Annotated in this window: 11 protein-coding genes and 2 tRNA genes; 6 read left to right on the forward strand and 7 right to left on the reverse strand. The window is 70.4% G+C overall.

Features of this window, described 5'->3' with window-relative positions; translation table 11 throughout:
• Positions 1-146 precede the first annotated feature (146 nt).
• Together ABZ078_RS39715 and ABZ078_RS39720 are read left to right on the forward strand one after the other, a co-directional pair.
• Positions 147-911 carry an IclR family transcriptional regulator C-terminal domain-containing protein gene (locus ABZ078_RS39715; RefSeq protein ID WP_356583406.1) on the forward strand — a complete coding sequence of 255 codons (765 nt, stop codon included), beginning with the start codon at positions 147-149 and terminating at the stop codon, positions 909-911.
• 104 nt (positions 912-1,015) lie between these two features.
• A tRNA-Lys gene (locus ABZ078_RS39720) sits at positions 1,016-1,089 on the forward strand.
• A gap of 55 nt (positions 1,090-1,144) precedes the next feature.
• On the opposite strand, the gene ABZ078_RS39725 is transcribed toward ABZ078_RS39720, so the two are convergent.
• The 5 genes from ABZ078_RS39725 to ABZ078_RS39745 form a co-directional block, all read right to left on the reverse strand.
• Entirely contained in the window at positions 1,145-2,833 is a 1,689-nt protein-coding gene (locus tag ABZ078_RS39725; protein ID WP_356583407.1) for an AMP-binding protein, read from the reverse strand.
• A 49-nt stretch (positions 2,834-2,882) separates the two neighbouring features.
• Complete coding sequence (locus tag ABZ078_RS39730; protein ID WP_356583408.1) at positions 2,883-3,344, reverse strand: DUF3592 domain-containing protein; 462 nt, start codon at positions 3,342-3,344, stop codon at positions 2,883-2,885.
• Between the two features lie 91 nt (positions 3,345-3,435).
• The gene (locus ABZ078_RS39735) at positions 3,436-4,041 is read right to left on the reverse strand and encodes a lytic polysaccharide monooxygenase (protein WP_356583409.1); all 606 of its coding nucleotides are present in this window, start codon (positions 4,039-4,041) and stop codon (positions 3,436-3,438) included.
• A 130-nt stretch (positions 4,042-4,171) separates the two neighbouring features.
• Complete coding sequence (locus tag ABZ078_RS39740) at positions 4,172-5,302, reverse strand: SPFH domain-containing protein (RefSeq protein WP_356583410.1); 1,131 nt, start codon at positions 5,300-5,302, stop codon at positions 4,172-4,174.
• 80 nt (positions 5,303-5,382) lie between these two features.
• Positions 5,383-6,795 (reverse strand): peptidoglycan-binding protein, encoded by a 1,413-nt coding sequence (locus ABZ078_RS39745; protein WP_356583411.1) that lies wholly within the window; start codon positions 6,793-6,795, stop codon positions 5,383-5,385.
• A gap of 183 nt (positions 6,796-6,978) precedes the next feature.
• Between ABZ078_RS39745 and ABZ078_RS39750 the strand changes: the two genes are divergently transcribed.
• The 4 genes from ABZ078_RS39750 (at position 6,979) to ABZ078_RS39765 (ending at position 12,093) form a co-directional block, all read left to right on the forward strand.
• Positions 6,979-7,052: transfer RNA gene (locus tag ABZ078_RS39750), tRNA-Lys, on the forward strand.
• Between the two features lie 65 nt (positions 7,053-7,117).
• Complete coding sequence (locus ABZ078_RS39755) at positions 7,118-7,834, forward strand: FadR/GntR family transcriptional regulator (protein WP_356583412.1); 717 nt, start codon at positions 7,118-7,120, stop codon at positions 7,832-7,834.
• Between the two features lie 324 nt (positions 7,835-8,158).
• Positions 8,159-10,159 carry a glycosyltransferase family 2 protein gene (locus ABZ078_RS39760; protein ID WP_356583413.1) on the forward strand — a complete coding sequence of 667 codons (2,001 nt, stop codon included), beginning with the start codon at positions 8,159-8,161 and terminating at the stop codon, positions 10,157-10,159.
• Positions 10,156-12,093, forward strand: coding sequence for a kelch motif-containing protein (locus tag ABZ078_RS39765; protein ID WP_356583414.1), 1,938 nt, complete (start codon positions 10,156-10,158; stop codon positions 12,091-12,093). The genes ABZ078_RS39760 and ABZ078_RS39765 overlap by 4 nt, the downstream gene beginning before the upstream one ends.
• A gap of 88 nt (positions 12,094-12,181) precedes the next feature.
• On the opposite strand, the gene ABZ078_RS39770 is transcribed toward ABZ078_RS39765, so the two are convergent.
• Positions 12,182-13,210 (reverse strand): glycoside hydrolase family 6 protein, encoded by a 1,029-nt coding sequence (locus ABZ078_RS39770; protein ID WP_356583415.1) that lies wholly within the window; start codon positions 13,208-13,210, stop codon positions 12,182-12,184.
• 130 nt (positions 13,211-13,340) lie between these two features.
• Entirely contained in the window at positions 13,341-14,006 is a 666-nt protein-coding gene (locus ABZ078_RS39775) for a class F sortase (protein WP_356583418.1), read from the reverse strand.
• Positions 14,007-14,088 lie beyond the last annotated feature (82 nt).

Below are 14,088 nucleotides of genomic sequence, written 5' to 3' on the forward strand. Positions count from 1 at the left end.
GCGTCTGGCATATGCCAGAGTGCTGGTACCGCAGTTGAGGGCGCCGCAATCTCGTCAACAACCGCTCACTGCAAACCTCTTGCCGGTTATCGTTGAGGGGATTGGCTGACTGCAACCCGGCCCAATGAGCGACCGCAGGGGGAACCGTGGCGCTGACGCACGAGCCGACCGCGCCGTACCACTCGGCCCAGGACGCCCTGCGCGTCCTGGAGACCGTGGCGCGGCACCGCACCGGAGTCACCGACACCGAGCTCGCCCGGCACACCCGCATCGGCCCCGAGCGCCTGACGGGCCTGCTGCGGATGCTGCGCCGCGAGGGCTACGTCGAGCAGGTCGCCGACGGGGCGTACGTCACGGGCGACGCCCTCACCCGTCTCGGTTCCGCGCGGGGCCACGACCAGGCCCTGCGCGAGAACCTCCAGCGCACCCTCGACCGGCTGCGCGACTCGGTGGGCGCCGCGGTCTACATCAGCCGGTACGTCGACGGCGAGGTCAGGATCGACCAGTACGCCGCCGGTCCGGCCACGCCCGTGGTCAACGAGTGGGTCGACTTCCGCGACTCCGCCCACGCCACCGCGATCGGCAAGAGCCTGCTCGGCCAGCTCGACCACAACGGCCGGCGCGACCATCTCTCCCGCCACCGGATGGCCCGCCTCACCTCGCGCACGATCACCAGCGACAAGGTCCTGCTCTCCCGTCTGGAGTCCCAGCCGCCGACGGTCCCCCACCTCGACCTCCAGGAGTACGCGGTGGGCACGGTGTGCGCGGCGGTCCCGATCACGGCCGGATCCTCGGTGGGCTGCCTGGCCCTGTCGCTCCCGGTCGAGCACGCGCACCGGCTGCGCCAGGCGGCGGACACGCTGAACCGGAACGCGGCGCCGGTGCTGCTGTCGCTGGCGATCCAGGGCTGACCGCCGCCCGCAGCGGTGGTCAGAACCACCCCTCGGCACCGGGTATTATTTTCTTCGTCGCCCGCCGCGAGACACCACAGTCAAACGCGGTCGGCGGGAGTCATGCGCCGCTAGCTCAGTTGGTTAGAGCAGCTGACTCTTAATCAGCGGGTCCGGGGTTCGAGTCCCTGGCGGCGCACGATGTCGATGGCGAGGCGTGTTCGCGGAAAGCGCGAACCACCTCGCCATCTCTGTTATTGCGCGGCTCCGCCGCGCGCTGTGGGGGCTTTGCCACCCACACCCCCCGCCGAAGGGCCTCTCGTGGGAGCGAGGGGCCCTTCGGCATCGCCCGGAGCGATATCTTCCGGGGTCAGCCTCCGGTATGCCTGCTCGCCAGGTGGCCGCCACCACACCGGATCGGCGCACCGGAGCCCCTCCCTCCTGAGCCCCGCCCGGTGGATCTTGTTCGTGGCCGTGACCGGCATCCGCTCCACGAGCCGCACGAACCGGGGCGCCATCTTCGTCCCGAGATCGGGCTGCGCGGCGAGGAACGCCGCGAAGGCGGCCGGCTCGAAGGTCCCGGCGAGCGCCGCCATCACCTGGTCCCCGGTCACCGGGTCCGGCACCGCGTAGACGGCGACCGCCACGGCACCCTCGTACCGGGCGAGGATGTTCTCGATCATCGCGGCGGACAGGTTCTCGCCGTCGACCCGGAGCCGGTCGCCGGCGCGGCCCGCGAAGTACAGATAGCCGTCGGCGTCCCGGCAGAACAGGTCCCCCGTCCAGTACCAGCCCTTCCGCCGCCGCTCCCCCTCCGCCTCCGCGTTGCGCCAGTACCCCTCGAAGGGGTTCGGCCCCCGGTTGACCAGCTCCCCGATGGCCTCGTCCCCGTTGACCAGCCGCCCGGCCGCGTCGAAGACAGCCGGCGGACACTCCGCACAGGTCTCCGGATCGAGCACGACGAGCCCCGGCGCCGCCCGCCCCACGGCCCCCGCGGGCGTCCCCGGCGACCACCGCACGGCCGCCCCGCCCTCGGACGAGCCGTACCCCTCCACCAGCCGCACCCCGAACCGCCGCTCGAAGGCGGCGGCGTCCACGGCACCCGCCTCGGTGCCGAAGCCGAGCCTCAGCCGATGGTCCCGGTCGTCGGGGCGGGGGTCGGTGGCGAGGAGGTACTGGATCGCCCGGCCGACGTAGGTGAAGTACGTCGCCCCGCACGCCCGTACGTCCGCGAGGAGACCGGACGCCGAGAACCGCCGCCGCAGCGCCACTCCGGCGCCGGCCGCGAGGGCGGGTGCCCAGTCGGCGATCACCGCGTTGCCGTGGAACATCGGCATGCAGATGTAGTGCACGTCGTCGGGCCGCACCTGGAACTGGTCGGCCAGGGAGCGCCCGGCGGCCGCCAGCCGCCCCTGGGTGCAGATCGCGGCCTTGGGGGCGCCGGTCGAGCCGGAGGTGAAGGAGAGCAGGAGCCGGTCGCCCGGGGCGGCGCGGAAGGCGTCGGGACGCGCGTCGGCGTACGGGGCGAGCAGGGTGTCGTACTCCGGGGTGCCGGTCAGCAGCAGGCGCACGCCGGGCAGGTCGAGGCCGTCGAGCAGCGGCAGGTGGGCCCGCTCGGTGACCAGGACCCGGCACTCGGTGTGCAGGATGTCGCGGGCGAGTTCCGGTCCCCGGCGGGTGGGGTTGATCCCCGCGACGGCGGCTCGCGCGAGGGCGGCCGCGCTCAGCCACATCGGGTACTCCGGGGTGTTGTCGAGCAGCACGCCGATGTGCGGCTCGGCGCCGGGCGGCAGCAGGTCGGCCAGCAGTGCCGCACGGGCGGCGGCCCCGGCCGCCACCTCGTGCCCGGTCAGCAGCTTCCCCTCGAACCACAGCCCCGGCCGGTGGTCGCCCCACCGCGCCGCCACCAGTTCCGCGACCGTACGCCCCGCAGTGGACTCCATGGAGACGCACGGTAATTGACGTACCGTCAGATGTGGAGGGCGTGGCGGGTCAGAAACCCATGGCGTCCATCTCGGACATCTGGGCGTAGGTGGCGATGAAGCCCACGCAGAACACCACGACCACACCGAGGAAGGCGAGGAGGCCGAAGGAGGCCGCCGCCTGCCTGCCGTGGCGCGGCCGGTGGGCGGTGGCCACCACTTCGGGGCCGTCGGCGTAGTACACGGTCACGATGTCGCCCTCGACCGTCGTCCCCGGGCCGTCCTCCTCCTCGAACCGCACGAGGCGGCCGTCGGGGGTGGTGAACTCGTAGACGTGGTGCAGCGTGGTGCTCACGCGCGTGTCGCCGCCACCGCCGTGGGTCGTCGTGTACATCCGCAGGCAGCGGCCCTGTGCCGTGAGCCCGCTGTTCCAGGCGCTGCGCAGCTGCAACGAGCGGCGCACCACCCGGTACGCCGCGAAGAGGGCCGCGGCCATGATCAGGCCGGGTACGACGTAGAAGAACACGTCCATGGTCCAGTCCCCCGAGGTCGGTGCGCCGACCCGTTCGGCCGGCGTGGCAGGAACCTACCCACGCCGGCCGGGACGCTGACTCAAGAGAACCTCAGAACGTGACGTCGGAGCACGCGTAGAACGCGTTGCCCGTGTCGTGGACCGTCCACACCGCGAGGATGACGTGGTGACCGCTGAGCCCGGACGGCAGCCTGCCGCTGTGGGAGAGCGTCGCCGGGGGCCGCTGACCGTTGTACGGCACCGTCAGGAACGGGGTGAGGTTGAGGTCGGAGCGGGCCAGGTTGTGGTTCTGGTTCCAGCCCGGCTTGGTGACGTAGTACTTGAAGTCGGTCGTGGCGTGCATGGCCGTGAACTGCCAGCGGAAGGTGTAGCTCTGTCCGCCCGTCACCTTGGTGGTCGGCCAGGCTCCCCCGGACGGGGTCCTGGGTGCGCTGAGCTGGCTGAACTGGCCGAGACCGGCGTTGCATATCTGCCCGTCGGCCGGGCCGGAGCCGGGGAAGCCCTTCGGGCCCTCGACGCTCTGCGGCTCCCACTGGACGGGGCCGCAGTTGGTCACGGTGCCGTTCTGGCAGAGCTTCTGCCGGCTGATGGGGAGGTCGGTGTAGCCGTGGCTGCTCGCGCCTCCGGCGGAGAGCACGAGGGCGCCGGCCGTGGTCAGTCCGAGTGCGGCGGCGTACCACCTGGTCCTGCTGCGCATGCTGCTGCTCCTGGGAACGTGGGGGAAGTTCGATGAGCTTGCAGGTCTAGACCAAGTCCCAGGTTATTGCTGACCATTGAACATGTCCATACCAATCGAAGGACATGTTCGACGGGCCGTCAGCCGGCCGTCAGCCGGCCGTCTCGCCACGCCCCGCGCAGAACGCCACCGTCAAGTCCTTGACCAGCGCCTTGCGTTCGTAGTCGTCGAGCTCCACCAGGCCCCGCACGGTCAGCCGCGTCACCGTGTCCTCCACCGAGTCGACGACCGAGGTGAGCACGGCGGCCCGGTGCTGCGCGTCCAGCGCGGCGATACGGCGGCGGTGCATGGCGGCGGCGACCTCGGGGGCGTACTCCACCCGTACCGGCCGCACCGAGAACACCTCCAGCCCGACCGCCTCCGCGTCCCGCACCACCAACCGGGTCAGCGTCTCCCCCGCCGCCTCGACGGACCCGCGCGGGCCGCCCGGCATCTCCACCGGCACCCGGGCCAGCGCCGCCTCGACGCACTCGCGCAGATACCTCTCGTGGTCCGCCACCCCGAGCAGCGCCCGCGCGCTGTCCCGCACCCGCCACACCACCAGCACGACGACCCGCAGCGCCACCCCGCCGCCGTCCGCCGCCGGCATCGGCTCGCTGCGCCAGTGCCGCAGCCGTACGTCGACCCCGCGGCGCAGCAGCAGCGGGTTGACCCACAGCAGGCCGGTACGCCGGACCGTCCCCCGGTAGCGACCGAACAGCCCGAGCACCCAGGCCCGCCCGGTCCGCCCCCGCGCCAGCCCGCCGAACCCGAACAGCCCCAGGGCACCGGCCCCCGTGTACGCCACCCACTGCGCGGGTCCCAGCCCCGCGCCCCCGGACGCCGGCAGCCGCAGCGCCTCGACCACCAGCGGCGGCAGCGCCCCCGCCCACCACGAGGTGGCCAGACACCCGGCCGCCCCGCAGGCCCCGGCGAACACACCGGCCGCCCCGGGCAGCACCCGCGCGGGCCGCTCCACCAGGTCGGGGTCCATGTCCGGGGCGGGCGGCGGCTTGGGCTGCACGGCGTGGCGCACCCGGGGCTGCTCCCCCGTGCCCTGCCGGCGCCCCACGATCGCCGGCTTGAGCGGCACCGACACCGGGTCGGGGTCGTCGCGGAACAGCAGATGGACGGGGATCTCGGTGGTCGCCTCGTTCTGGATCAGCCGCGCGGGCCGGACGGACCCGTCGGCCGGACCCGCGAGCCCCTCGGGCTCGGGCGTATGAGAAGTGGTCGTGGTCACGCGTGCCTCCAGCCTCCGCGCCAGATGCGTCACAGGAAGGTCGTACAGCCGGTCATGCGCCTACAAGCCCCTGGGGCCGACTACGAGAAAAGCCGTCGCCAGGTCTCCGGTCCCGGACAGCCGTCCGCCGCGCCGCCCCGCCAGCCCTGGGCGCGCTGGAAGGCCTCCACGCCGCGCCGGTCCGCCTCGCCCCAGCGCGGTCCCGGCCCGGTTCTGTAGTGCTTGCCGAATCCCTTCTTCACCAGCTGTCTGCCGAGCTGGGTGACGTACTTGTTGTTCGCGCCCGGCCGGAACATCGCCCGCCCCGGATACCCGGGCACCCCGTGCGACGCCGGCGCCTGGTGGGCGCCCGCCCCGGCCGCCCCCGCCGCCTGGACGTCCTTGCCCTTGCCCGTCGCCAGCAGCGTCCACGTCTGCGGCCCCGGCAGCCCGTCCGCGTCCGGGCCCCGCCAGCCCTGCGCCAGCTGGAAGGCCCGGGTGGCCCCCCGGTCCGCGTCCGTCCAGCGCGGGCCGGGGCCCTGGGCGTAGTACCGGCCGGCGCCGCGCGCCACGAGCATCCGGCCTAGCTGGGTGACGTGCTTGTTGTGGGCGCCGGGGCCGAAGTACGCCCGTCCCGGATACGGCGCCGCGCGCTGCGGCGCCTGCGGTTTCTGGGGCGCCTGCGGCACCTGGGGCCTCTGCGGCTCCTCCGGCTCGGCGGTGACCGGCTGCCCACTGCCCGGCGGATCACCTTGCTGACCGGTGTCCGGTCTCGTACCCGTCGCGCCGCCCGTGAGCCCCTTGTAGCGGTAGGCCAGGTAGCGGTCGGAGTGGCTCCAGTAGGCGTACGGGGTGACCAGTCGGCGGGCATGGGGGCGGGTCGACTCGTAGGCGACGTAGTAGGTGCGCGTGTAGTCCGTCCAGCCGCCGAAAATGACGACGTGCGAGCCCTTCTCGGGGTCCGCCGGATTGTGGAACAGCAGAATGTCCCCGGGTTGCAGATCCTCCCGGGGGATTCGTACGCCGTACTGGTCGAGGCTGCCGGTCCATTCGTTTCCCGGCAGGTTCCAGGCCATCGAGACGAAGCCCGAGCAGTCCTGCCGGTATCCGTCCGACCAGTACCTGTACATGCTGTACGGCACCTTCGCGGCGACCCATTTCTTGGCCCGCCTGATGATCTCCGCGCGAGTGGTCGCCGGCGTCCGGACCGTGCCCGGCTTGGCCGGCCGACCGCCCGGCCCGTGCAGCGGGGCCTGCCCGCCCTGAGGCGACGCGGGCTCGTCACCTGCGGGAACGCCCGGCCGGTCGAGGGTGTGGGGGGTGGCGAGGGCCGGGGCGGGGTGGCCGACGGCGAGGGTGGTCGAGGCGGCCGCGGCGACGATCAGCGCCCGGGCCGCCGCCGGATGGCGGCCGGTCGTGGAATGCGGCAGGACGCGCCGCCAGTGAACGCATCCGGGGCAGTCGCAGTCCCGCTCCGGATCGAATTCCTCGAATACCGGAGTCCGAGTCTCCATGCGATTCCCCTCACACTCCGGATACAAATGTCCACGGCTGCACACACCGCCAGTTTCACAACTGTCTTCCGCACGCGCATGTTGACGGTCCGAATGGTTTACGGCCGCCCGGCCTCCCCCGGCCGCCCTGGCAGGTGGTCTCAGGCACCCCCGCAGGTCATGTAGAGTTAACGCCGTCAGCACGCGCCGCTAGCTCAGTTGGTTAGAGCAGCTGACTCTTAATCAGCGGGTCCGGGGTTCGAGTCCCTGGCGGCGCACAGACAAGACAGCCCCTCGCGCGAGCGAGGGGCTGTTCTCGTGTTTGGCCGGATACTCTCTGGCCATGGCAGCGCGTGACCTTCAGGAGCGGATCAAGAAGCTGATCATCGATCGCCGGCTGCCCTCCGGGGCCCCGCTGCCGACGGAGCCCGAGCTGATGGCGCACCTGGGTGCCAGCCGGAACTCCGTGCGCGAGGCGCTCAAGGGACTCCAGGCGATGGGCATCGTGGAGATCCGGCACGGGTTCGGGACGTACGTCGGCACGATGTCGCTGGCGCCGATGATCGAGGGCCTCGCCTTCCGTACGGTCGCCGGGCACTACCGGGGCGAGGACACCCTGCTCCAGTTGCTGGAACTGCGCGAGGCCGTGGAGACCGGGCTGGTGTCGCGGCTCGCGGGGCGGATTCCGGACGCCGATCTCGTTGAACTGGACGCGCTGGTCGACCGTATGGAAGATCAGGCGGCGCGGGGCGGCGACGGGATCGCCGAGACCGACCGGGCGTTTCACGCCACCCTCTACCGGGGGTTGGACAACGCGCTGCTGGGCGAGGTCATGGAGGCGTTCTGGGACGCCTTCCACCGTGTCCACACCGATCTCGGCGGCGCGCCGCAGGATCCGCTGGTGACCTGCCGGCAGCACCGGGAGATCGTGGACGCGGTGCGGTCGGGCGACGCGCTGCGGGCGGAGGAGGCCATACGGGAACACTTCGGCAACATCCGCGCCCGCGTTTCCACGACGGGTACACAACACCCCCACAGGTGCCACAATGAGCGCGTATGACCGGTAAACACCTCGTTTCGCATCTTGCGATCATGTGGAACGACGTAGAACCTGGTGATTGGTTTTTCAAGATGCTGCGGATACGCGGCAGTTGGGGGGCAAGGAGCCGGTTGCCGGTTTTCGCCGGGGCATAGGGGGCCCCGTTCATGACCGCATGCCGAGGGGGGCATGATGCAACCGGAAGGTCGCGGTTCCGTGTCTAAGGTGTGGAAGATGTGGTGACTGCGACCCACCACTGATACGCCTGTGAAGGTCGAGGGGGACCTGAGCAGCCGTAAAGGAACCGACAGACACGCGGTCACCTGCGTGTGGGGGGAATGACTCATGACGTCGACGCCGACGGGCGCCCGGCATAACTTCGACCCGTCTCAGACCACCCAGCTCAGGGTGCCTTCGCAGACCCGGACCGGAGCTTTCCGCCGGATAAAGAAGACGCTGCCGAAGTACGACTACGAGCACTACAGCCGGCTGGCCGGTCCCCTCACCCAGCCCGACCCGAACAAGCCGTACCGGGTCCAGTACCGCTCGCTGATCTCGCAGGAGCCGCACCGCATCAGGGTCGCGCTGATGCTGGCCGCGGCCCCGGTGCTCTCCCTGGTCCTGCTGTTCTGGCTGCTCCAGCCCGAGCACTGGACCGAACGGGACTATCCCGCCTTCGACTTCCTGCCGGCGCTCGACATGGTCATGCTCGTCTCGATCGGCCTGATCGAGTTCTTCCGCTGCATGAACGTACTGTCCAACGCGCACGCCACCCTGGTCGCCCGCGACCCCATCCCGGTGGTACCGGAGACCGGCACGAGAGTGGCCTTCCTCACCTCCTTCGTGCCCGGCAAGGAGCCGCTGGAGATGGTGACGAAGACCCTGGAAGCGGCCGTCAAGCTGCGCCACCGGGGGCTTCTGCACGTCTGGCTGCTCGACGAGGGCGACGATGCGGAGGTCAAGGAGGTCTGCCGGCGGCTCGGCGTGCACCACTTCTCCCGCAAGGGCATCGCGAAGTGGAACCAGGCCAAGGGCCCGCACCGCGCCAAGACCAAGCACGGCAACTACAACGCCTGGCTCGACGCCCACGGCGACGACTACGACTTCTTCGCCTCGGTCGACACCGACCACGTGCCGCTGCCCAACTACCTGGAGCGGATGCTCGGCTTCTTCCGCGACCCGAACGTCGGCTTCGTCATCGGCCCGCAGGTGTACGGCAACTACGACAACTTCGTCACCAAGGCCGCCGAGTCCCAGCAGTTCCTCTTCCACGCCCTCATCCAGCGCGCGGGCAACCGCTACGGCGCTCCGATGTTCGTGGGTACGTCGAACGCCGTACGCATCAAGGCGCTCAAGCAGATCGGCGGCCTGTACGACTCGATCACCGAGGACATGGCGACCGGCTTCGAGATCCACCGCCACAAGAACCCGGCCACGGGCAAGAAGTGGCGGTCCGTGTACACGCCGGACGTGCTGGCCGTCGGTGAGGGGCCGAGCGCCTGGACGGACTTCTTCACCCAGCAGATGCGCTGGTCGCGGGGGACGTACGAGACGATCCTCAAGCAGTACTGGAAGGGCTGGTACTCGCTGCCGCCGAGCAAGTTGTTCAACTACACGATGATGATCATCTTCTACCCGATGTCGGCCCTGAACTGGATCCTGGCGGCGCTGAGCTGTGCGCTGTTCCTGGGCCTGGGCGCCTCGGGTGTGAACATCGACCCGACGATCTGGCTGATGCTCTACGGCAACGCCTCCGCGCTCCAGATCGGCCTGTACGTCTGGAACCGCCGCCACAACGTCTCGCCGCACGAGCCGGAGGGCTCCGGCGGTGTGGCCGGCATGGTGATGTCCGCGCTGTCGGCGCCGCTGTACGCGAAGGCGCTGATCGACTCCGTGCTGCGCCGCAAGAGCAAGTTCGTGGTGACGCCCAAGGGCGATTCGGCCAGCCCCGACCGGTGGTTCGGGACCTTCCGGTACCACTGGTACTTCATCGTGATCTTCGGCGCGTCGATCACGGCCGGCTTCGTGTACGGGCACTCGCACCCGGCGATGATCATCTGGGCGACGTTCGCCATGCTGATCACCGCGACGCCGATCTTCGCCTGGCGCTACATGCTGCGTCAGGACAGGAAGCGGCCCGCCGCGCCGGTGTCGGCCCAGGCCGCGCCGTACCAGCCGGAGCCGCAACCGCTGCCCGCGCAGCACGCGTCCCACGCTCCGCACACGGCGCATGCCCCGCATGCCCCGCATGCCCCGCACCACAAACCGAGTTGGGCCGCTTCCGGCAGCGGCAACGACCAGACCATGCAAATCGCCCTGGGTGGACTTGGGGGACGTAAGGAATGAACGACCGTGCAGGCCGCCGCCGCGCCCGTCGACTCGCGATAGGTACGGCGGTGGTACTCGCGCTGGCCGGGATGAACGGGCCGTGGCTGTACCGGGTCGGTACCGAGAAGTATCACGAGTACCAGATCAACAGACCCGAGTACAAAGCCGAGAACGGCAAGTGGGAGATAGTCGAGTTCCCCGAGGAGTACCGCCAGAACACCATCCACGCGGCGCTGTTGCACACCGGCAAGGTGCTGCTGATCGCGGGGTCGGGCAACAATCAGGACAACTTCGACGCGAAGCGGTACGACACCCGGATCTGGGACCCGGTCAAGGGCACGATCAAGAAGGTGCCGACGCCGAACGACCTGTTCTGCACCGGCCACACCCAACTGGCCAACGGCAACCTGCTGATCGCGGGCGGGACGAAGCGCTACGAGAAGCTGGAAGGTGACGTCACCAAGGCCGGCGGCCTGATGATCGTCCACAACGAGAACCCGGACAAGCCGATCACGCTGCCCGCGGGCACCAAGTTCACCGGCAAGGAGAACGGCAAGACGTTCGTCTCCAAGGACCCGGTGCTGGTGCCACGCGCGAAGAAGGTCTTCGACAAGGCGACCGGCAAGTTCCTGCGCAACGACCCGGGGCTCGGCCGGATCTACGTGGAGGCGCAGAAGAAGGGCGCCGAGTACGAGACCGGCACCCAGGACAACTACCGCGTCCAGGGCCTGACCGGCGCCGACGCGCGCAACACCTACGGCATCGCGCAGAAGCTCGCCCTCGACAAGAAGGACTTCCAGGGCATCCGGGACACCTACGAGTTCGACCCGGTCGCCGAGAAGTACATCAAGGTCGACCCGATGCACGAGGCCCGCTGGTACCCGACGCTCACCACGCTGAGCGACGGCAGGATCCTCAGCGTCTCCGGCCTCGACGACATCGGCCAGCTGGTCCCGGGCAAGAACGAGGTCTACGACCCGAAGACCAAGAAGTGGACCTACACGGCGAAGGTGCGGCAGTTCCCGACCTACCCGGCGTTGTTCCCGCTGCAGAACGGCAAGATCTTCTACTCGGGTTCGAACGCGGGCTACGGCCCTGACGACGTGGGCCGCGACCCGGGCATCTGGGATGTGGCGACGAACAAGTTCACCAAGCTGCCCGGGCTGAGCGACGCCAAGCTGATGGAGACCTCGGGCACGGTGCTGCTGCCGCCGGCGCAGGACGAGAAGTACATGGTGATCGGCGGCGGTGGCGTCGGCGAGTCCAAGCTGTCCAGCGAGAAGACCCGGATCATCGATCTCAAGGCGGACGACCCGAGGTTCGTGGACGGGCCGTCACTGGAGAAGGGCACGCGTTATCCGCAGGCGTCGGTGCTCCCCGACGACACCGTGCTGGTGTCGGGTGGTTCCGAGGACTACCGGGGCCGCGGCGACTCCAACATCCTCCAGGCGCGGATCTACCGCCCGGGCGCGAACGCCCTCGACCGGGTCGCCGACCCGCTGGTGGGCCGCAACTACCACTCCGGGTCGATCCTGCTGCCCGACGGCCGGGTGATGTTCTTCGGCTCGGACTCGCTGTTCGCCGACAAGGCCAACACCAAGCCGGGCACGTTCGAGCAGCGGATCGAGATCTACACGCCGCCGTATCTGTACCGGGACGCACAGCCGTCGCTGTCCGGGGGCCCGCAGACCATCCGGCGCGGCGGGACGGGCACGTTCACCTCGCAGCACGCCTCGTCCATCCAGAACGTACGGCTGATCCGGCCGAGCGCGTCCACGCACGTCACGGATGTCGACCAGCGGTCGGTGGCGCTGGACTTCAAGGCGTCCGGCGACAAGATCACGGTGACCGTGCCGACGAACCGGAACCTGGTTCCGTCGGGCTGGTACATGCTGTTCGTGACCGATGACCAGGGCACGCCGAGCAAGGCGCAGTGGGTCAAGGTCCCGTAGCGGTCCGCGGTCCATACGCGCTTGGGGGCGCCCTCCGTCATGGAGGGCGCCCCCAAGGCGTCCACGGCCTGTTGACCGGCCTTCGGCTCTACTTGCTGGCCTTGGCGAGGCCCAGGGCGTACTCCGCCCACCACTCGCCCGCCTTCGGCCCGCCCTTGCACTCGCCGTCCGACTCGCCCGGGCGCTTGACCCACACATAGGCGTCGACCAGCGGGTCCGCGGTCTTCGTCGTCGGCGTCTCGCCCAGCGCGCGGCCCGGCGGGTTGCACCAGCGCTCGTCCGGGTTGCCCTCGGTGTAGGGGCCGTTGCCGTTGCGGCTGGTGTCGATCACGAAGGGCTTGTCGCCCACCTTGGCGGAGAGCTCCTTGCCGTACGCAATCGAGTCCTTGGTCGTGTAGAAGTTGGAGACGTTGACCGAGAAGCCGTCCGCCTGGTCGATGCCCGCCCGCTTCAGGGGCTCGAAGATCTGGTCGGGGTGGCCCCAGCCGGCGTTGCCCGCGTCCAGGTAGACCTTGGTGTTCTTCAGGGACTTGAGCTTGGCGACGGCACCGCTGAGGAGGTCGTAGCGCTCCTCGTGGTACTCCTCCGCCGTGCAGTTGTCCACCATGTGCAGCACCGCGTCCGGCTCCAGGATCACCGTCGCCTCCCGGTCGCCGATGCCCTTGGCGACGCTGTCGACGAACGCCCGGTAGGCGTTGCCGTCGGCGGCGCCGCCCCCCGAGAAGTTGCCGCAGTCGCGGTGCGGGATGTTGTAGAGCACGAGCAGCGCCGTACGGCCCGCCTTGTCGGCGGCCGCGGTGAAGCCGCGCGCCTGCTCCTCCGGGCTCTCCGGGCTGATCCACTCCCCCGTCGGCTGCTCCGCTATCTTGCGGATCTGCTCGGCGTCCTCCTTCTTGCCGGCCTTCTGGTAGGCCACCAACTGCTTGGCCGCGTTCCCGTCCGGGTTCACCCAGAACGGGTCGACGTCCTTGGGCTGCTGACTCATCCCGGCGCCGGCGTTGTCCTCCGGCTCGTCGCCGTCTCCGGACGAACATCCCGCGACCAGCAGTGCCGCCCCCAGCACCGCGGCGCACGTCCGCGCACGAGCGCCCCTCCAGGCCCCCCTCTTCAGGTACATCCAACTCCCCCCTGGGTGCACTGTTCCAGGGCCCAATCCTGACATACGTGGCGTGGGGCACACGAGGTCGCCGAGGGCCCGGCCCCGCACCGCTCCACTCGGGAGATCCGGCCGACCCTGCGGCAAACCCCTACAGCCCCGCTCCCGTGAGGTACGCCGACACGACCACGTCCGCCGTGCAGCCGCGGGTCGCCCGGTCGACGGTGCCGGCGCAGGCGATCAGGCGCAGTTCGGCCCGCCCCGACCGATGGGGTCCGTAGGTCTGCCGGGCGTCGAAGCGGTCGCGGTCGACGACGTGCACGTCCGCCACGGTGAACTCGGCGGCCTTGCCGTCGTCGCGGAGCACCCGCACCGTCGCGCCCGGCTTCAGCGTGCCGAGCCGGTGGAAGACGGCGGGCCGGGTGGCGGAGTCGGCGTGCCCCACCATCAGCGCGGAGCCGGCGGCCCCCGGACGCACACCGGCCGCGTACCACCCCACGACGCCTGCCCGGTCGTGCGGTGGTGGATCGACCGCGCCCTTCGGATCGAGCCCCCGGGCCACCACCGGTGCCCGCACACCGAGCCCGGGGAGGTCGAGGCGCTGCGGCAACGCGTCCCCCAAAGGCCGTATGGCGGGCGGCAGTTGGACGCGCTGCGGCCGTCCGACCGCGGCGACGTCGCCCGACACCGGGGCGGATGGGTTCAGCGGGACGGCGGTGACCTCCCGCCCCCACAGCCACAGCCCGAGCAGCAGCACGGCCCAGGCGACGCCCATGAGCAGGCGGCCGCCGTGGCTGGGGCGTTCGTGTCCGGCCATGGTCAGCGGGGCCGTCGGCTCCGGCTGCAAGATCGCCCCTTCCACGTACTACGCCCACAAGAAACGCCTCGGAACTCCCTCC

The sequence above is a fragment of the Streptomyces sp. NPDC006385 genome (genome assembly GCF_040612485.1).
Lineage (GTDB): Bacteria > Actinomycetota > Actinomycetes > Streptomycetales > Streptomycetaceae > Streptomyces.